This is a genomic window from Pseudomonas sp. UBA6323 (assembly GCF_002439135.1).
GTDB lineage: Bacteria > Pseudomonadota > Gammaproteobacteria > Pseudomonadales > Pseudomonadaceae > Aquipseudomonas.
In genome coordinates, this window is record NZ_DJSX01000065.1 from 62,013 (window position 1) to 81,279 (window position 19,267).

The 19,267-nt window shown below is 65.3% G+C and carries 16 protein-coding genes; 8 read left to right on the forward strand and 8 right to left on the reverse strand.

Annotated features, from left to right (window positions below):
- Positions 1–176 precede the first annotated feature (176 nt).
- Positions 177–812 (reverse strand): TetR family transcriptional regulator, encoded by a 636-nt coding sequence (locus B3P22_RS14975; RefSeq protein ID WP_296271516.1) that lies wholly within the window; start codon positions 810–812, stop codon positions 177–179.
- A gap of 181 nt (positions 813–993) precedes the next feature.
- Between B3P22_RS14975 and B3P22_RS14980 the strand changes: the two genes are divergently transcribed.
- Genes B3P22_RS14980 through adeC form a run of 3 tightly spaced genes read left to right on the forward strand, consistent with a single transcriptional unit; the run spans position 994 to position 6,730 of the window.
- A complete protein-coding gene (locus tag B3P22_RS14980) occupies positions 994–2,142 on the forward strand; it encodes an efflux RND transporter periplasmic adaptor subunit (RefSeq protein WP_296271517.1) in 1,149 nt (382 codons plus the stop codon).
- Between the two features lie 14 nt (positions 2,143–2,156).
- Complete coding sequence (locus tag B3P22_RS14985) at positions 2,157–5,300, forward strand: efflux RND transporter permease subunit (RefSeq protein WP_296271518.1); 3,144 nt, start codon at positions 2,157–2,159, stop codon at positions 5,298–5,300.
- On the forward strand, positions 5,297–6,730 hold the full coding sequence (gene adeC, locus B3P22_RS14990; RefSeq protein WP_296271519.1) for an AdeC/AdeK/OprM family multidrug efflux complex outer membrane factor: 1,434 nt from the start codon (positions 5,297–5,299) through the stop codon (positions 6,728–6,730). The genes B3P22_RS14985 and adeC overlap by 4 nt, the downstream gene beginning before the upstream one ends.
- Positions 6,731–7,345: 615 nt before the next feature.
- Here the strand turns inward: adeC and B3P22_RS14995 are convergent.
- Genes B3P22_RS14995 through B3P22_RS15010 form a run of 4 tightly spaced genes read right to left on the reverse strand, consistent with a single transcriptional unit; the run spans position 7,346 to position 10,966 of the window.
- Positions 7,346–7,939, reverse strand: coding sequence for an HAD family hydrolase (locus tag B3P22_RS14995; protein ID WP_296271520.1), 594 nt, complete (start codon positions 7,937–7,939; stop codon positions 7,346–7,348).
- Positions 7,936–8,805, reverse strand: a complete 870-nt coding sequence (gene tesB, locus B3P22_RS15000; RefSeq protein ID WP_296271521.1) for an acyl-CoA thioesterase II — start codon at positions 8,803–8,805, stop codon at positions 7,936–7,938. Before tesB ends, B3P22_RS14995 begins: the two co-directional genes overlap by 4 nt.
- Positions 8,802–10,409 (reverse strand): SagB/ThcOx family dehydrogenase, encoded by a 1,608-nt coding sequence (locus B3P22_RS15005; RefSeq protein ID WP_296271522.1) that lies wholly within the window; start codon positions 10,407–10,409, stop codon positions 8,802–8,804. Before B3P22_RS15005 ends, tesB begins: the two co-directional genes overlap by 4 nt.
- Positions 10,406–10,966 (reverse strand): GNAT family N-acetyltransferase, encoded by a 561-nt coding sequence (locus tag B3P22_RS15010; RefSeq protein WP_296271523.1) that lies wholly within the window; start codon positions 10,964–10,966, stop codon positions 10,406–10,408. Before B3P22_RS15010 ends, B3P22_RS15005 begins: the two co-directional genes overlap by 4 nt.
- Before the next feature lie 58 nt (positions 10,967–11,024).
- Here B3P22_RS15010 and B3P22_RS15015 point away from each other — a divergent pair, with 58 nt between their 5' ends.
- Complete coding sequence (locus B3P22_RS15015) at positions 11,025–11,945, forward strand: histone deacetylase family protein (RefSeq protein ID WP_296271524.1); 921 nt, start codon at positions 11,025–11,027, stop codon at positions 11,943–11,945.
- Positions 11,946–12,013: 68 nt separating this feature from the next.
- Here B3P22_RS15015 and B3P22_RS15020 read toward each other — a convergent pair whose 3' ends face one another.
- A complete protein-coding gene (locus B3P22_RS15020) occupies positions 12,014–13,147 on the reverse strand; it encodes an aminotransferase class V-fold PLP-dependent enzyme (protein ID WP_296271525.1) in 1,134 nt (377 codons plus the stop codon).
- A gap of 114 nt (positions 13,148–13,261) precedes the next feature.
- Here B3P22_RS15020 and B3P22_RS15025 point away from each other — a divergent pair, with 114 nt between their 5' ends.
- From B3P22_RS15025 to B3P22_RS15040, 4 genes are all read left to right on the forward strand, one after another.
- A complete protein-coding gene (locus B3P22_RS15025) occupies positions 13,262–14,509 on the forward strand; it encodes a TIGR03862 family flavoprotein (protein WP_296271526.1) in 1,248 nt (415 codons plus the stop codon).
- Positions 14,510–14,736: 227 nt separating this feature from the next.
- The gene (locus tag B3P22_RS15030) at positions 14,737–15,738 is read left to right on the forward strand and encodes a response regulator (protein ID WP_296271527.1); all 1,002 of its coding nucleotides are present in this window, start codon (positions 14,737–14,739) and stop codon (positions 15,736–15,738) included.
- 4 nt (positions 15,739–15,742) lie between these two features.
- Positions 15,743–16,174: a PAS domain-containing protein gene (locus tag B3P22_RS15035; protein WP_296271528.1), complete on the forward strand. Its 432-nt coding sequence runs from the start codon at positions 15,743–15,745 to the stop codon at positions 16,172–16,174.
- 84 nt (positions 16,175–16,258) lie between these two features.
- A complete protein-coding gene (locus tag B3P22_RS15040) occupies positions 16,259–16,621 on the forward strand; it encodes a VOC family protein (protein WP_296271529.1) in 363 nt (120 codons plus the stop codon).
- Between the two features lie 281 nt (positions 16,622–16,902).
- Here the strand turns inward: B3P22_RS15040 and B3P22_RS15045 are convergent, their stop codons facing one another.
- The gene (locus tag B3P22_RS15045; RefSeq protein ID WP_296271530.1) at positions 16,903–18,246 is read right to left on the reverse strand and encodes a DEAD/DEAH box helicase; all 1,344 of its coding nucleotides are present in this window, start codon (positions 18,244–18,246) and stop codon (positions 16,903–16,905) included.
- 418 nt (positions 18,247–18,664) lie between these two features.
- Positions 18,665–19,267, reverse strand: coding sequence for a 3'-5' exonuclease (locus tag B3P22_RS15050; RefSeq protein ID WP_296271531.1), 603 nt, complete (start codon positions 19,265–19,267; stop codon positions 18,665–18,667).

The window sequence follows — 19,267 nt, forward strand, 5'->3', positions numbered from 1 at the left end:
AGGAGCGGACTTGTCCGCGAATGGCTTGAAACCTTACCGGCCCTTTTCGCGAATAAATTCGCTCCTACACCCGAATGACGCAGCGATGGGAAAGCTGACCCCAGCACCTTGTGGGAGCGGACTTGTCCGCGAAAGGCTTTCCACCGAGCCGGCCCTTTTCGCGAATAAATTCGCGCCTACACCGGCGCCTGGCGCAGCGCCGGGCTGCGCAGCATATCCAGTACCGTATCGACCAGCGCGGGCGCCTGTTGCGCCAGGTCGAAATTGGGCACCAGCAGCCAGTTGGCCTCGATGCCTTCCATATAGGCATGCAGGCACACGGCCGCTCGCACGCAATCCAGATCCTCAGGCAACTGCCCCTTGTTGACCGCATTGCCCAGTGCCTTGGCAATACGCTGATCGCACTCGAGGCTCAGCGCCTGCATGCGCTCGCGCAAACCGAGCAGCTCACCGGTGTATTCACACTTGTAGCGCAGGATATCGTGGGTGCGATGGGTCTGCGGCTCGCAAGCAAGGCGCGTCAGAGCCTTGATCAGCAACTCGCGCATGCAGCCCAGCGGGTCGGGCTCGTCCTCGCTCTCGCTGGCGCGCGCCAGCTCTTCGAGGGGCAGACGCAGGCGTTCGAGCATGGCCTGAAACAGGTCGATCTTGTTCTCGAAGTGCCAGTAGATGGCGCCGCGGGTAACGCCGGCTTCTTTCGCCACCTCCGCCAGAGACGCACGGGAAACGCCCTGGGCATGGAACACCCGCTCGGCAGCGTCGAGTATCTGCACCCGCGTCGCCTGCGCTTCCTCTTTGGTTCTTCTGGCCATCTGTCTACCTGGTTTCGCCTCTATGTAAAGCTCCGGTAAAGGAGGACGGGCGAGAGTATGCAGGCAGCTATAGGCATTTACAAACATTCACGTACGTAAGTATATTCCTGCATCGCTTTTTCCCCTGCCTTCGTCCCCTTCGCCCCTTGGGCCATGAATCGATAAAAAACGAGGTTCTCAGATGCACTCGAAGCCAGCCTTCGCTGTCTTGGTTTCCGCCATCGCCGTGGCAATGCTCGGTCTCACCGGTTGCCAGGAGTCCAGCGCCCCCCAGGCCCAGCAAACGCCCCAGGTCGGTGTGGTCACGCTGGAGGCCAAACCCTTTGCCCTGACCAGCGAAGTGCCGGGCCGCACCAGCGCCTATCGCATCGCCGAGGTTCGCCCGCAGGTCAATGGCATCATCCAGAAGCGCCTGTTCACCGAGGGCAGCGAGGTCAAGGCGGGTCAGCAGCTGTATCAGATCGACCCGGCCACCTACGAAGCCGCATACAAGAGCGCCCAGGCCACGCAGCTGTCCGCCAAGTCGCTGTCTGATCGCTACAAGCTGCTGGTCAACGACAAAGCCGTCAGCCAGCAGGCCTACGACGAAGCCCGCGCCGCCAGCCTGCAGGCCGACGCCGCACTGGAGCAGGCGCGTATCGACCTGCGCTACACCAAGGTGATGGCGCCGATCAGCGGCCGCATCGGCCGTTCCGCAGTGACCGAAGGCGCGCTGGTCAGCAACGGCCAGGCAAACGCCATGGCCACCATCCAGCAGCTCGACCCGATCTACGTCGACGTCACCCAGTCGAGCAAAGAAGTGCTGCGCCTGCGCCGCGACATGGCCGAAGGCCGTCTGCAGAAGGCCAGCGAGAACGCCGCCAAGGTCGCGCTGAAGCTGGAGGACGGCAGCCGTTACGCCCATGAAGGCACCCTGGAATTCTCCGAAGTCGCGGTGGACGAAAGCACCGGTTCGGTCACTCTGCGCGCCGTGTTCCCCAACCCCGACCACCTACTGCTGCCGGGCATGTTCGTGCATGCCGAGCTGCTTTCCGGGGTCAAGCAGAACGCCATCCTCGCCCCGCAGCAGGGTGTGACCCGCAACCAGCGCGGCGAGCCGACAGCGATGGTGGTCAATGCCGACAACAAGGTGGAGCAGCGCGTGCTCAAGGCTGATCGTACCGCCGGCAGTGCCTGGCTGGTCGAGGACGGCCTGCAGGAAGGCGACCGCCTGATCACCGAAGGCCTGCAGTTCGTGCAGCCCGGCGCCGAGGTGAAGGCCGTGCCGGCGACCAACGTCAAGACCGAACAGCCTGCCCAAGACGCCGAACAAGCCAGCGGCCAGGACTAACGGAGAAGTACTGAATGTCCAGATTCTTTATCGACCGGCCGATCTTCGCCTGGGTGATCGCCCTGGTGATCATGCTGGCCGGCGGCCTGTCCATCCTCAAGTTGCCGATCAACCAGTATCCGAGCATCGCGCCGCCCGCCGTTTCCATCCAGGTCAGCTACCCGGGCGCCTCGGCGCAGACGGTGCAGGACACTGTAGTGCAGGTGATCGAGCAGCAGCTCAATGGCATCGACGGCCTGCGCTATGTCAGCTCGTCGAGCAACTCCGACGGCAGCATGGAGATCATCGTTACCTTCGAACAGGGGGTGAACCCGGACATCGCTCAGGTTCAGGTGCAGAACAAACTGCAGCTGGCTACCCCGCTGCTGCCACAGGAAGTGCAGCAACAGGGCATCCGCGTGACCAAGTCGGTGCGCAACTTCCTCATGGTCATTGGCGTGGTGTCGAAAGACGGCAGCATGACCCGTGAGGACCTGTCCGACTATATCGTCTCCAACCTGCAGGACCCGATCTCACGGACCAAGGGCGTCGGCGACTTCCAGGTGTTCGGCGCGCAGTACGCCATGCGCATCTGGCTCGACCCGGCCAAGCTCAACAGCGTCCAGCTGACTCCTGTAGACGTACGCAGCGCCATCCAGGCGCAGAACGTGCAGATTTCCTCCGGCCAGTTCGGCGGCCTGCCCGCCTCACCGGGCAACCAGCTCAACGCCACCATCATCGGCAAGACACGCCTGCAGAGCCCGGAAGAGTTCCGCAAGATTCTGCTCAAGGTGCAGGCCGACGGCTCCCAGGTGCGCCTGGGCGATGTCGCCAAGGTCGAGCTGGGCGGCGAGAACTACGCCATCAATGCGCAGTTCAACGGCCTGCCGGCCTCCGGTCTGGCGGTTCGCCTGGCCACCGGTGCCAACGCCCTGGACACCGCCAAGGCGGTGCGCGAGACCATCTCCACTCTCGAGCCGTTCTTCCCGGCCGGTATGGAAGTGGTCTTCCCCTACGACACCACGCCGGTAATTTCGGCTTCCATCGAAGGGGTGGTGCACACCCTGTTCGAAGCCATCGTGCTGGTGTTCCTGGTGATGTTCCTGTTCCTGCAGAACCTGCGCGCCACCATCATCCCGACCATGGCGGTGCCGGTGGTGCTGCTCGGCACCTTCGGCGTACTCGCCGCGTTCGGATTCTCGATCAACACCCTGACCATGTTCGCCATGGTGTTAGCCATCGGCCTGCTGGTGGACGATGCCATCGTGGTGGTGGAAAACGTCGAGCGGGTGATGCGCGAGGACGGCCTGTCGCCCAAGGAGGCGACCAAGAAATCCATGGGCCAGATCCAGGGCGCGCTGATCGGCATCGGCCTGGTGCTCTCGGCGGTGTTCCTGCCAATGGCTTTCTTCGGCGGCTCTACCGGGGTGATCTACCGGCAGTTCTCCATCACCATCGTCTCGGCCATGGCCCTGTCGGTGCTGGTGGCGCTGATCTTCACCCCGGCGCTGTGCGCCACCCTGCTCAAGCCCATCGACAGCGATCACCACGAGGCCAAACGCGGCTTCTTCGGCTGGTTCAACCGCACCTTCGAGCGCGGCAGTAATGCCTATCAGCGCGGCGTTGCGGGCATGATCAAACGCAAGGCGCCGTACCTGCTGCTGTATCTGGTGATCGTCGTAATCATGGCCTGGATGTTCACCCGCATTCCCACCGCCTTCCTCCCCGAGGAAGATCAGGGCGTGCTCTTCGCCCAGGTGCAGACGCCGTCCGGCTCGAGTGCCGAGCGCACCCAGGTAGTGGTCGACGAAATGCGCCAGTACCTGCTGGAAGACCAAGCGAGCACGGTCCAGTCGGTGTTCACCGTCACCGGCTTCAACTTCGCCGGCCGCGGCCAGAGCTCGGGCATGGCCTTCATCATGCTCAAGCCCTGGGGCGAACGTCCGGGTGAGGAGAATGGCGTGGCCGCGCTGGCGCAACGCGCGCAGCAGCACTTCTTCAGCTTCCGCGATGCGATGGTGTTCGCCTTCGCCCCGCCGGCGGTGATGGAGATGGGTAACGCCACCGGCTTCAACTTCTTCCTGCAGGACCAGGCGGGCGTCGGCCATCAGGTGATGAACGAGGCACGCGACAAGTTCCTGCAGTTGGCCAACCAGCATCCGGTGCTCGACAGCGTGCGGGCCAACGGCCTGCGCGACGAGGCGCAGTACCAGTTGCTGATCGATGACGAGCGCGCCCGTGCCCTCGGTCTGTCGCTGTCGGACATCAACAGCACGCTGTCGATCGCCTGGGGCGCCAGTTACGTCAACGACTTCATCGACCGCGGTCGGGTGAAGAAGGTCTACCTGCAGGGCGTGGCCGACGCACGTATGGCCCCGGAAGACCTGAACAAGTGGTACGTACGTAACGACCAGGGCCGCATGGTGCCGTTCAGCGCCTTCGCCAGTGGCGAGTGGACCTACGGCCCGCCCAAGCTGGCGCGCTACAACGGCGTCTCGGCGGTGGAAATCCTAGGTGCGCCGGCACCCGGCTACAGTACCGGTGATGCCATGGCGGCGGTGGAAGAAATCGCCTCGCAGCTGCCACAGGGCGTCGGCTACTCGTGGACAGGTCTGTCCTACGAGGAACGCCTGGCAGGCTCGCAGACGCTTGCGCTGTTCGTGATCTCCGCCATCGTCGTGTTCCTCTGCCTGGCAGCACTGTACGAGAGCTGGTCGATCCCGTTCTCGGTGATGCTGGTGGTGCCACTGGGGATCATCGGCGCGCTGCTGTTCACCGAGCTGCGCGGGCTGTCCAACGACGTGTTCTTCAAGGTCGGCCTGCTCACCACCATCGGTCTGTCGGCGCGTAACGCGATCCTTATCGTCGAGTTCGCCAAGGCCCAGTACGAACAGGGCATGACCTTCGCCGAGGCGGCCATCGAGGCCTGCCGCATGCGTCTGCGCCCGATCATCATGACTTCGCTGGCGTTCATGCTCGGCTGTCTGCCGCTGGCCATCGCCAGCGGTGCCGGCGCGGGCAGCAAGCACGCCATCGGCACCGGGGTGATCGGCGGCATGCTCAGCGCGATGGTTCTGGCGATCTTCTGGATCCCGCTGTTCTACGTAGTTGTCTGCTCGCTGTTCGAGAAGAAGCGCCCCGAGCCGCCCCGTGAAAACGAGAAGGAGGTACTGCAATGAGGCAGTCCCTGTTGTCCCTGGCCGTGGCCGCCGCTCTGCTCAGCGGCTGCAGCCTGATCCCCGACTATGAGCGCCCGGAGGCCCCGGTGGCCGCCGACTGGCCGCAGGGCGAGGCCTATGGCAGCGCCGCCAGCGAGGGCAGCCGCGCCGCCGCCGACCTGCAATGGCGCGAGTTCTTCCGTGACCCGGCGCTGCAGCAACTGCTGCAGGTGGCGCTGGAGAACAACCGCGACCTGCGCGTCGCCGCGCTGAACGTCGAGGCCTACCGCGCGTTGTATCGCATCCAGCGCGCCGACCTGCTGCCCTCGGTATCCGCCGACGGCGCCGGCACCCGCCAGCGCCTGCCGGCAGACCTGAGCCAGACCGGCGAAGCCCGCACTGCCGGCCAGTACAGCGCCACCCTGGGCGTCAACGCCTGGGAGCTGGACTTCTTCGGTCGCCTGCGCAGCCTCAGCGAGCAGGCCCTGCAACAGTACCTGGCTACCGAACAGGCGCAGCGCAGCACGCAGATCAGCCTGGTGGCCAGCGTCGCCAATGCCTACCTGCAATGGCAGGCGGACCTGGCGCTGCTTGAGCTGACTCAGGACACCCTGAAGACCTTCGAGGAAAGCTACCAGCTGACCCAGCGCAGCTTCGACGTCGGCGTCGCCGACGCCCTGGCCCTGAGCCAGGCGCGCAGCTCGGTGGACAGCGCCCGCGTCAGCCTGGCGCAGTACCAGCGCCTGGTCGCCCAGGACCGCAACGCCCTGACCCAACTGCTCGGCACCGGCCTGCCGGCCGACCTGCCGCAGAGCCTGGCGCTCAACGCCGACCTGCTGGAACAGGTTCCGGCCGGCCTGCCCGGCGACCTGCTGCAGCGTCGCCCCGACCTGCTGCAGGCCGAGTATCAGCTCAAGGCGGCCAATGCCAATATCGGCGCGGCGCGCGCGGCGTTCTTCCCCAGCATCAGCCTGACCGCCAATGCCGGCACCGCCAGCAGCCAACTGTCCGGCCTGTTCGACAGCGGCTCGGGCACCTGGCTGTTCCAGCCACAGATCAGCCTGCCGATCTTCAACGCCGGCCGCCTACGCGCCAACCTCGACTATGCCGAGCTGCAGAGCGATATCCGCGTCGCCGAGTACGAGAAAGCCATCCAGGTGGCCTTCCAGGAAGTCGCCGACCGCCTCGCCGCGCGCACCACCTATCGCCAACAGCTGGACGCCCAACGTGCCCTGCTGGAGACCACCGAGACTTACTACGACCTGGCCGAGCGCCGCTACCGCACCGGTGTGGACAGCTACCTGACCCTGCTCGATGCCCAGCGCCAGCTGTTCAGCGTGCGCCAGCAGCTGATCACCGACCGCCTGGCCCAGCTCAGCAGCGAAGTGGAACTGTACAAGGCGCTGGGTGGTGGCTGGAGCGATACCGGCAGCAACGCCCCACAAGGTTGATCGCGCGTAACCCGCTTCAAGGACGACCTTACCCAACGCGCCGCCCCCGCAAGCTTTGCGGGGGCGTTTTTTTGTACGAGTTCTGACGGATTGACTGCGCAGCGTGGCCGGATTGAAATCCGGAACCGTGAGGTTTGGCTATAGCTGCATGTCGGCGGTCCGCTGGCGCGCCTGCAGCCCGCTTTCGCGAATAAATTCGCTCCTACAGAAACGTGAAGCCGCCTGTATCGGCGGCAGGCACCCGGGCCTCCAGAGAACGCTGAAGGTGAGCGCTACTGCGCAGTGCTCTCTCTGTAGGAGCGAATTTATTCGCGATCCGCACGCCCCGGTTTCACCCTAAAAGCGCCGTGCCACTCAGCACCGTAGTCCGGATTGAAATCCGGAACCGTGAAGCATGGCGATAGCTGCATGTCGGCGATCCGGGCGCGCCTGCGGCCCGCTTTCGCGAATAAATTCGCTCCTACAGAAACGTGAAGCCGCCCGTTTCAGTGGCAGGCACCCGAGGCCTCCAGAGAACGCTGAAGGTGAGCGCTACTGCGCAGTGCCCTCTTTGTAGGAGCGAATTCATTCGCGATCCGCTCCCCCAATTTCGCCCTAAAAGCGCTATGCCGCCACTCAGCCCAGCGCGGCCAGCAGCTGCGCGCAATCCTGCGCATGCAGCTCGGTCAGCTCCGGCCAGGGGTTGTCCGGCAGATTGACCAGCACGCCGCGCGCGCCCGCAGCCTGGGCGCATTCAAGGTCGAAGCGGTAGTCGCCGACCATCGCCAGTTCCTGCGGCTTGACTGCCCAGCGCTCGGCCAGGTGCAGCAGTCCGCCCGGATGCGGTTTGGGCGGCGCCTCGTCGCGGCCAAGGATATCGGCCGTGGCGAAGCAGTCATCCAGGCCGATGGCCTGCAGCGTCAGCAGCGCCAAAGAGTGGGCGTTGCGCGTAAGAATGCCGAGCTGGCAGCCGCGCTCGCACAGCGCGCGCACCAGCTCGATGGCGCCCGGCGCCGGGCGCGAGGCCACAGCCAGTTCGCGCTCGTGCTCCAGCAGCCAGGCATGCTTGGCCGCTGCCTCGTCTGCCGGCAGCGCCGCCAGGTGGTGGAGGATGTCGTCCTCCTCGGGAATGCCCAGCGCCCGTTTGATCGCTGGAAAGTCATGCACCGCCAGAGTCAGGGTGCCGTCCATGTCGAACACCCAGTGGCGTGCGTCGCGCAGTGCTCTCACTTCCAATCCTCACGCACGCGGGTCAGGCCTTCCTGGGCAACCGACGCGACCAGTTCGCCCTGACGGTTGTAGATACTGGCGCGGGAGAAGCCGCGGGCATTGCCGGCCCAGGGGCTGTCCATGGCGTACAGCAGCCAGTCGTCCATACGCAGGTTGCGGTGGAACCACAGCGAATGGTCGAGGCTGGCCACCTGCATGAACTTCTGGAACACCGACACGCCGTGCGGCTGCATCGAGGTGGTCAGCAGGTTGAAGTCGCTGGCGTAGGCCAGCAGGTACTTGTGGAGCTGGGGGTCGTCCGGCAGATCGCCGGCGGCGCGGAACCACACGTACTTGACCGGCTCGCAAGGCTGCGGGGCGAAGGGGTTGATCAGGGTGACCGGGCGGATCTCGATGGGCTTGTCGCTGATCGCACGCTCGCGCATGCGCTCGGGAATCATCGGTGCGACCATGCGCGCCAGATCGGTTTCCGACTTCAGGTCCTCGGGGCCTGGCACATCCGGCATCTCGCTCTGGTGATGGAAACCTTCCTCGTCGTACTGGAACGAGGCACTGCAGAAGAAGATCGGCTTGCCCTTCTGCACCGCTACCACGCGGCGGGTGCTGAAGCTGCCGCCATCGCGTGTGCGCTCGACCTGATACACCACCGGCAGGCTGGCATCGCCAGGGCGCAGGAAGTAGCCGTGCATGGAGTGCACGTGACGCGCCTCCTCGACGGTCTGGCTGGCAGCGGAGATGCACTGGCCAAGCACCTGGCCGCCGAACAGCTGGCGAAAACCGAGATCCTGGCTGCGGCCACGGAACAGGTTTTCCTCGATCTGTTCCAGGCTCAGCAGCGCGACCAGATCGTCGAGTACCTGGGTCATGGAGTCTCTCCTTGTGCAGGGGTTGGTAATCGCGGTTGGGAATAGGCCGGCAGCGACGTCAGGCGTTCATCCCATACGGCGCGGCCAAGGGTGAAATGGTAAAGACTTTGCAGCCCGCTGTCGGCATCGCCGAGCAACTCGCGCAAGGCGTCGTCGAAGTAGCAACCGATGCCCGTACCCGAAAGCCCTGCCGCTTCGGCTTCGAGATAGAGCAACTGACCGATCTGGCCACACTCCCAGTAGAGCCTGGGATAGCGCCAGGCGCCATTGGCCAGGGCGCGCTCCACCCGCGCCAGCATGGCCAAGGCCACACAGCCATCGGCGGCGATGTCCTGGCCGCAACTGAGAAAGCCCGCCAGACCACGGGCGTCGCCTTCGAGCAGGCGGTACAGCGGCAGCTCGTCATCTACCCGCTGCCACAGGTAATCCGCGCGCAGTGGCTGCACGCCGCTGCCTGTGCGATCCAGCCAGTACAGCCCCGGCGCCAGGCCCTGCACGCGATGGACGAACAGCAACAGGTCGATCTCGATCGGCTCTTCGTTCACGGCGAAGGGCACCGGCGACTGCTGCGGCATCAGCCGGCGCAGCCAGGCCAGCAGCAGTGACGCCTGAATGCCGCTGCGGCCATCCATCGCCTGCGCACTGCGTCGGCGATGCAGGATTGGCCGCAGTGGCAGGCCGGGGTTGTCGGCCCGTGCGTCGGCCGCACCCAGGTTCCAGACGGCGCGAGGACGTGCCGGCGCGCGGCACAGCCCATGCACCCGCTGCAGCTCCGGCCAGTGGCGATACTCGCGCGACAGCCGATTGGGCGCGCCAATCCGCTCTAGCTGCGCCAACCCGGCGAGCAGCGCTTCGGGCAGGGCGAACTCCATCGCTTGCGCCGGGCCGATCCATAGCAGGCAGTCGCCGTGTTCGGCCTCATGAAAGTCGTCTCCGTCCAGCCCTAGCAGGCCGTCCAGACGCGCCTCGGCCACGCCGTGCAGCATGCGCACCTGCCAACCCTGCACGTTGGCGGCGATGGCCAGCGCCGCCAGGGCATGCCCCAGGTCGTGCTGGCAGTAGCGGTAGGCGCGCTCGCCGTACTTCCAGGCCTCGCGCCAGGCGATGCTGCTCAGCCCCAGGAGAAAACCACCGGGCGGCAGGCTGCTCGCCAGCTGCCGGCCAAGCGGCACGGGCAGCTCGCTGCGTACCTCCAGCGCATGAACATCCGGGGCATAGTGGGCCAGCACAGCGACCTCATCCACGACACCCGGCGGCAACAGCAGATAGGCCTCGGTCGGGTGCAGATTGCCGGATGACGGATTGACCCGCAGCGCCCAGCGATTGTCGCCGGCTTCCTTCCAGGCGGAAATGGCCAGGCTGTCGTACAGCAGTTGCGAGACGCTGGCGCGATCCAGCGGCGCAGGCGGTGTCTGCGGCCCGGCAAATGCCGTGTCGTAGCCCGGCCCCTCTTCCAGCGGGCGGAGGTACAGCTCGATCAGCCGCGCCCCCGCGTAGCGGCGAAACGGCGCCGGCTGGGTCGCCCAGTCCAGCTGCCCCGGCCCCGGCGCGAAGCGTTCGGGCGCGTGCTTGCTGAGCTGGTGATAGGCGAGCACATCCTTCATCGTCCGGCCTCCCAATGCTCGCGGCGAATGCGATGGAGCACATGCAGTTGCAGCGGATGACCGTCCGGCAGACGCGGGTGGAGAAAATCGCCGGCCGGGTCACGCTGCATGCCGATGCTGCGCATCACCGCCTGCGACGGCAGGTTGGCCGGCACGGTAAAGCTCACCACTTCGTCCAGCCCAAGCTGCTCGAAGGCCACAGCTAGCGAGGCGCGCGCCGCTTCGCTCGCATAGCCCTGGCGCCAGTGCGCCCGCGCCAGTCGCCAGCCGATCTCCACGGCCGGCACGAAAGGCGCCTCGAAGCCGACCTGCGCCAGGCCGGTGAAACCGATCAGCTCGCCGCTGTCGCGCCGCTGCAGTGCCCAGAAGGTGAAACCATATTGCTCATGATGCGCCCGCAAGCGCGCCAGCAGCTGTGCACTCTGTTCGGCGTCCAGTGGCGCGGGGAAATGGCGCATCACCTCGGCATCGGCATTCAGCGCGACCAGCGCCGGCAGATCAGTGTCGCGCCAGGCGCGCAGCAGCAGGCGTTCAGTGGAGGTTTCGATCAGGGGCATGGCAGTTGTCTCGATTGGCTGCGACCATAAGCCGTCAATTCGCTTGAGTCGTCATTGTATGCCGCTACCGCTGGTCTACCACGAGGATTACAGCCCGCCCTTCCCGGCCGGGCATCGCTTCCCCATGGAGAAGTTCCGCCTGCTGCGCGATCACCTGGTCGATAGCGGCCTGACCACGGATGCCGAGCTGCAACGCCCGGAGCTGTGCCCGGCGGAGATTCTCGCCCTGGTTCACTGCCCGGACTATATCGCCCGCTACATGGCCGGCGAGCTTTCCCATGAGGACCAGCGCCGCCTCGGCCTACCCTGGAGCGAAGCGCTGGCGCGGCGCACCGTGCGCGCCGTGGGCGGCTCGCTGCTGACTGCCGAACTGGCCCTGCGCCACGGTCTGGCCTGCCACCTGGCCGGCGGCACGCACCATGCGCACTACGACTTTCCTTCCGGCTTCTGCATCTTCAACGACCTGGCGGTGATCGCCCGCTACCTGCTCGAAGCTGGTTGCGTGCATCGCGTGCTGATCTTCGACTGCGACGTGCATCAGGGCGACGGCACCGCGCGGCTGCTGGCCGATGAGCCGGATGCGGTCACCGTGTCGCTGCATTGCGAGCAGAACTTCCCGGCGCGCAAGGCCGAAAGCGACTGGGATATTCCCCTGCCGCGCGGCATGGGCGACGCCGATTACCTGAAGGTGGTGGACGGCACACTAAATTACCTGTTGCCGCTCTATCAGCCGGATCTGGTGCTCTACGACGCCGGCGTCGACGTGCACAAGGACGATGCCCTGGGTTATCTGCAGCTCACCGACGCCGGCCTGGCCGCCCGCGACGAAGCCGTGCTGCAACACTGCCTGGGCCGCGACATTCCGGTGCTGGGGGTGATCGGCGGCGGTTACTCCAAAGATCACGCCGCCCTCGCCCGCCGCCACGGCATCCTGCATCACAGCGCAGCAAAGGTGTGGGCGGGGCGAGGATTGGATTAACCATCATAGGGCGGGTGAAACCCGCCAGTTGGGCGGCGGGTTGCACCCGCCCTACCTGATCCTGACGATCAGCCCGCCTGCACCTTGTCCAACGCCTGCTCCAGCGTCTTCACCGTGCGTTCGATATTGCCCAGCTTGTCCAGCCCGAACAGGCCGAGGCGGAAGGTCTGAAAGTCCGCCGGTTCATCGCATTGCAGCGGCACGCCGGCGGCGATCTGCAGGCCGACGGCGGCGAACTTGGCGCCGGTCTTGATCTGCGCATCGTCGGTGTAGCAGACGACCACACCAGGCGCCTCGAAGCCCTTGGCGGCAACGCTCCTGAAGCCGCGCGCCGCCAGCAGCGCACGCACCCGGTCACCGAGTTCCTGCTGTTGCTGGCGCACCTTGGCAAAACCGATGGCCTTGGCCTCCAGCATGGCGTCGCGGAAACGCGCCAGGGCATCGCTGGGCATGGTGGCGTGGTAGGCGTGGCCGCCCTGCTCGTAGGCCTGCATGATCTGCAGCCACTTCTTCAGGTCGCAGGCGAAGCTGGTGCTCTGAGTCGCCTCGACGCGAGCCTGGGCCGCTTCGCTCATCATCACCAGGGCGCAGCAGGGCGAGGCGCTCCAGCCCTTCTGCGGCGCGCTGATCAGCACGTCGATGCCACAGGCCCGCATGTCCACCCAGAGGGTGCCGGAGGCGATGCAGTCGAGCACGAACAGGCCGCCAACCGCATGCACCGCGTCACTCACCGCGCGCAGGTAGTCGTCCGGCAGGATCATGCCCGAGGAGGTTTCAACATGCGGGGCGAACACTACCTGCGGCTTCTCGGCGGCAATGGTGACCAGCACCTCGTCCAGTGGCGCCGGGGCGAAGGCGGCCTGAGGGCCGTCGGCGACCGGGCGTGCCTTGAGCACGCGCGCTTCGGAAGGAATCCGGCCCATGTCGAAGATCTGCGTCCAGCGGTAGCTGAACCAGCCGTTGCGGATCACCAGGCACCTCTGCTCGGTCGCCAACTGCCGCGCCACCGCTTCCATGCCATAGGTGCCGCTGCCCGGGACCACCGCCACGGCGTGGGCGTTGTAGACCTGTTTCAGGGTGGCGGAAATATCGCGCATCACGCCCTGGAACGACTGCGACATATGGTTAAGCGAGCGGTCGGTGTAGACCACCGAATATTCGATCAGGCCATCGGGATCGATGTCGGGGCAGATTTGGGACATGGCAGGCTCCAGCCAAAAAAGGTTCGAACAGAACCTGCCCCAACCCCGAGCAAATGACAAGGCCGCAAGGCACTCGGGTAGAATGCGCAGCCCTTCTTAAACCGTTCCGCCGCCATGACCACACGCACCTCACCCAACGCTCATCACGTCGCCATCATCGGCGGCGGCCCGGCCGGGCTGATGGCTGCCGAAGTGCTGGCGCAAGGCGGCGTACGCGTGGAGTTGTTCGATGCCATGCCCTCGGTGGGGCGCAAATTCCTGCTGGCCGGCGTCGGCGGCATGAACATCACCCATTCCGAGCCCAAGGACGCCTTTATCGGCCGTTACGGCGAGCGCCAGGCCGAGGTCGCAAGGCTCCTGCACGAATTCGATGCCGATGCCCTGCGCGCCTGGATTCATGGCCTGGGTATTGACACCTTCGTCGGCACCTCAGGCCGCGTGTTCCCCAGCGACATGAAGGCCGCACCGATGCTGCGCGCCTGGCTGCGCCGCCTGCGCGAGCTGGGCGTGATCATCCATACCCGCAGCCGCTGGCTGGGCTGGAACCAGGACGGCAGCCTGCGAATTGCCAGCTCGGACGGTGAGCGCGCACTGGCCGCCGACGCATGCGTGCTGGCCCTGGGCGGCGGCAGTTGGGCGCGCCTGGGTTCCGACGGGGCCTGGGTACCGCTGCTGCAGGCGCGCGGCATCGAGGTGGCAGCGCTGAAACCGAGCAACTGCGGCTTCGAGGTGGCTGGCTGGAGCGAATATCTGCGCGAGAAATTCGCCGGTGCACCGCTGAAGAACGTATCCCTGAGCCTGCCCGACCAGGCGTTTCGCATCGGTGAATTCGTGCTGACTGCAGGCGGCATCGAAGGCAGCCTGGTGTATGCCTTTTCCGCAGATATACGCCGCGCCATCGAGGCCGATGGCCAGGCGCTGATCCACCTCGACCTGCTGCCACAGATGCCGCTGGCCAGACTGCAGCAGGCACTGGCCAAGCCGCGCGGCAAGCACTCGATGGCCAAGCACCTGCACCGCCAGGCCGGCCTCGACGGGGTGAAGGCCGCCCTGCTGCGCGAACTGGCACCTGCTGCTGCCTTTGCCGAGCCGGCCGACCTGGCGCCCTGGATCAAGGCGCTGCCGATTACCCTGCTGCGCACCCGGCCGCTGGATGAAGCGATCAGCAGCGCCGGCGGCGTGCCCTTTGCGGCGCTGGATGACGGTCTGATGCTCAAGTCGCTGCCCGGCGTGTTCTGCGCCGGCGAAATGCTCGACTGGGAAGCGCCCACCGGTGGCTACCTGCTCACCGCCTGCTTCGCCAGCGGACGGGTGGCGGCACAGGGCTTGTTGGAGTGGTTGCAGGCCACCGCACACTCGTAGCCCGGATGCAATCCGGGGGCTATCTGCGCAATGTCCCGGATTGCATCCGGGTTACGACTGAAAATACCGTGACGCCACACAGCCCGTAGGGCGAGTTGGAACCCGCCACTATGACCTGGCGGGTTTCACCCGCCCTACGCCTGAAAAACCGCTGAAACCACTGTGACGCCACACGGGCTGCGTCTATGCTGAATTTCAGCGTTTCCCCACACAGGTAATCCCCCGCCGTGATCCCGCTGCTGGTCTGCGACGACTCCAATATGGCGCGCAAGCAATTGATCCGCGCCTTGCCGGCTGAATGGCCGGTTTCCCTCAGTCAAGCGAGCAACGGCGAGGAGGCGTTGGCCCTGATCCGCCAAGGCCTGGGTCAGGTCATGCTGCTCGACCTGACCATGCCGGTGCTCGACGGCTACCAAACACTCGCGGCGCTGCGCGCCGAAGGGCTCAAGAGCCAGGTCATCGTGGTATCCGGCGATGTGCAGGAAGAAGCGGTACGTCGCGTACGCGAGCTGGGCGCGCTGGCGTTTATCAAGAAACCCGCCGATCCGGAAATCCTGCGCCAGACGCTGATCGGGCTGAAACTGTTCGACCCTCAGACCACACCGGGTGCGCAGGCCCAGGCAGCGGCATTGTCGGAGCTCAAGGTCAGTTTTCGTGATGCCCTGCGCGAAGTGAGCAACGTCGCCATGGGCCGCGCCGCCGCGCTGCTGGCCAAGGTGCTCGGGGTGTTCGTGCAGCTGCCGGTGCCGCAGGTAAACATCTTCGAGGTCAGCGAACTGCATATGACCCTGCTCGACGCCCAACGCGGCGAGCGCTTCAGCGCCATCTGCCAGGGTTTCATCGGCGAGGCCATCGCTGGCGAGGCGCTGCTGCTGTTCCACGATTCAGAAGTGGACGACATGGCGCGCCTGCTCGGCTGGCAGCCGAAGAACGAGGCCGAAACCTCGGAAATGCTCCTGGACCTGGCCAGCATCATCACTGGAGCCTGCCTGGCCGGCATCGCCGAGCAGCTCGACCTGCGCTTCTCCCAGGGCCACCCGCAACTGCTCGGCCAGCACGCCAGCCTTGACCAGCTCATCCAGATCAATCGTCAGCGCTGGCGCAAGACCCTGGCCGTGGAGATCAGCTACAGCCTGGAAGGCCACGCCATCCATTTCGACCTGCTGCTGTTGTTCACCGAAGACTCGATCAAGCGCCTGACCGCCAAGATCGGCTACCTGATGGAGTAAGGCCATGCCCGCGCAGATCGATATCAAGGAAGTCCACTGGCTGCTCGACATCGTGCAATGCATCGACGTTGGCGTGGTGGTGCTCGACCGCCAGTACCGCATCGAGGTGTGGAACGCCTTTATGGAAAACCATTCCGGACTGGGGCCGGATCAGGTGCAGGGGCGCTCGCTGTTCGAGCTGTTCCCCGACATTGATCGCCCCTGGCTGGAGCGCAAGGTGGAAAGCGTCGTGCAACTCGGCACCCGCGCCTTCAGCCTGTGGCAGCAGCGCCCCTACCTGATGCGTTTCAAGAGTTACCAACCCATCACCGGCCAGGCCGACTTCATGTACCAGAACGTCACCCTGCTGCCGCTGGCCGGCCAGCCGGTGGAGCACGTGTGCCTGGTGATCTACGACATGACCGCTGCCGCCGTGCAGAACGGCGGTACGCAGTAAGCTCAGCGAACTCCATCCTGTGGGAGCGGGCTTGCCCGTCAATGCCCGCGCCATTTGCCTAACAGCCTCGAGAAAGGACCATCCATGCTGCGCAGCGTCGAACTGAAAACTTTCGTCCCGGCACGGGACTTTGCCTTGAGCATGGATTTCTACCAGGCCATGGGCTTCAGGCGCGGCTGGTCAGACGATCAGATGGCCTACTTCAGCCACGGCGAGCATTGCGCCTTCCTGCTGCAGAACTTCTACGTCAAGGAGCAGGCGGAGAACTTCGTCATGCACCTGCTGGTGGAGGACGTCGATGCCTGGTGGCAGCAGATTCAGCAAGCACGCCTGGACGAGCGTTTCGGTACGCGGCTGATCCCGCCGCAGGATCAGCCCTGGGGCATACGCGAGTTCATGGTGTTCGACCCCAGCGGCGTGCTCTGGCGCATCGGCCAGAACAGCTGACTCGTCGCGGCTAAAGCCCCTCCCACATGGAACAAGCTGCGCCTGTGAGAATGAAGCTATTCACTTAGAGCTTTATGAGCTTGGCTCCGCTCTCCCATTTATTAGGGGCACGCCTGGTGGAGAGCAGTTGGGGAGAGGGCTGAAAACACCGCAAAACTGCCAATTCCCCCCTCTCCCTAACCCTCTTACAGAGGGCGAGGGGACTGGTGGTGTTCGACCGTTTCCTGTAAGAGCGACATTACGCCTGTGGGAGGGGCTTTAGCCGCGAGCTTTTCCGATGACTACTTCTTGCCGCCCTTGGGCTTGCTGCCGAAGCTCGGCACCTTGCGTACTGCCTTGACCTTGGGCTTGGCGTCTTCTTCCTCGAACCAGCGGCCGAGGTGGATATTGCCCTTGCCGCCCGCCTTGCCCGCGCCGGGGATCAGCTTCTGCTTGGGCTTCTTGGGCTTCTTCAACACCTGGCCACCGACCGCCGTCAGCGGTACGCGGTGATCGGGGATGAAGTCCGGCTCGTCGACACGCTTGATCAACTGCTGGGTCAGGTTCTCGATCGCCGCCAGCTGGTCCACCTCATCGGCGCAAACCAGGGAGATCGCCTCGCCTGTGCTGCCGGCGCGGCCGGTACGGCCGATGCGGTGCACGTAGTCTTCGGCATTGATCGGCAGGTCGAGGTTGACCACCAGCGGCAGGTCGTCGATATCCAGGCCACGCGCAGCCACGTCGGTGGCCACCAGGATCTGCACCTCGCCGGCCTTGAAGCGCTCCAGCGCGCGCAGGCGGCTCGGCTGCGGCTTGTCGCCATGGATCGAGTCGGCCGACACGCCCATGGCCAGCAGTTCCTGCTCCAGCTGGTCGACACCCTTGCGCGTCTTGGCGAACACCAGCACCTGGCCCCAACGCTTTTGCTGCAGCAGATGCAGGAACAATTCGCTCTTGCGCTTCTTGTCCACCGGGATCAGCCACTGTTTGACTGTCTTGGCGGCAGCGTTACGCGGGCTGACTTCCACCGACAGCGGGTCGCGCAGCAACTCGCCGGCCATCTGCCGGATGGCATCGGAGAAGGTGGCGGAAAACAGCAGGGTCTGGCGCTTTTTTGGCAGCGCGCTGAACAGCTCGTCCAGCTCGCGGGCGAAACCGAGGTCGAGCATGCGATCGGCTTCGTCGAGTATCAGGGTCTGCAGCTGGGAAAACTTCACCGCGTTCTGCCGGTACAGGTCGAGCAAACGGCCCGGCGTGGCCACCAGCACGTCGACGCCCTTGCGCAATTTCATCATCTGCGGGTTGATGCTGACCCCGCCGTACACCGCATAGCTGGTCAGCGGCAGATTCTGGCCGTAGGTCTGGAAGCTCTGCAGCACCTGTTCGGCGAGCTCCCGGGTCGGCGTCAGCACCAGCGCGCGCACCGAGTTGCTGGCCACCTGCGGGCCTTCCAGAGTCAGGCGCTGCAGCAGCGGCAGGGCGAAACCCGCGGTCTTGCCGGTGCCGGTTTGCGCCGCCGCCATCAGGTCGCGACCCTTGAGCACGGCGGGGATGGCCTGGCTCTGCACCGGCGTCGGGGTCTGGTAGTCGAGTTCGGCGAGAGTGCGCAGCAGCGGCTCGATCAAACCAAGGGAGGCGAAGGTCATGGGGCAACCGAATCGGAAAGGAAACAGGCGCGCAGTTTAACCTGTCCCCACCCGTAGGAGCGGCTTCAGCCGCGAAAATCGCCGCTGCGGCTGCATGGATGCGGGAGGTAGAACGAAGCAGGATGCCCGAGTGGAAAGCGTCTCTCACAAAGCATCCTGAAATCTGCGGCGTTCTCTTCCGAAAAAGGCTTCGCGGCTGAAGCCGCTCCTACAGGAACGAGGCAAACCCGTAGCCCGGATGCAATCCGGGACCATGCACCACTTTCCCCGGATTGCATCCGGGCTACCAACCCGCAGCAGCTTCAGCCGCAGCAACCCCAACGCATAAGACAAACCGAAGGAGCGGCTGGGCGGCATACCGCTTCAGCCCGCGAGCTTTTATCGCGGCTAAAGCCGCTCCTACGGATACGAGGCAAACTCAGCTGGCGGTGGCCAGCAACGCCCGCACCTTGGCCGCCGAAAGGCTCTGCAACTGGCAGAGAAAGGCATGATCGGCCTGGTGCCGGCCGTGGCGTTCGCGCAGAAGGCCGAACAGGTGCAGGGTCAGGTTCGCCGCCATCTCGGCATCGGCCAGGGCGCGGTGAGCGCGGCCGGTATCCGGCAGGCCGGCCCAGGTGTTGAGGTTGCCCAGCTTGTGGCTCGGCGCCTCCGGCAGCAGGCGCCGCGACAGCAGCAACGAACAGGCGAAAGGCTGCAGGCGACGGCGCCGAACGCGCGCCAGCTCGGCGTCCCAGAACTTCTGGTCGAAGGAGGCGTTGTGCGCCAGCAGCGGGCGCTCACCGATGAAGTCGGCCACCTCGTTCATCACCTGCTCAGAAGGCGGCGCCTTGCGCAGCATGGCGTTGCTGATGCCGGTCAGTTGCTCGATGAACGGCGGCACCCAGGCGCCACTGTTCATCAGGCTCTGGTAACGGTCGACGATGCGCCCGTCCTCGATGATCGCCACGCCGATCTCGGTGGCGCGCGCCTGGGTCGGCGATACGCCGGTGGTTTCAAAGTCGATTACTGCGATGGATTCCAC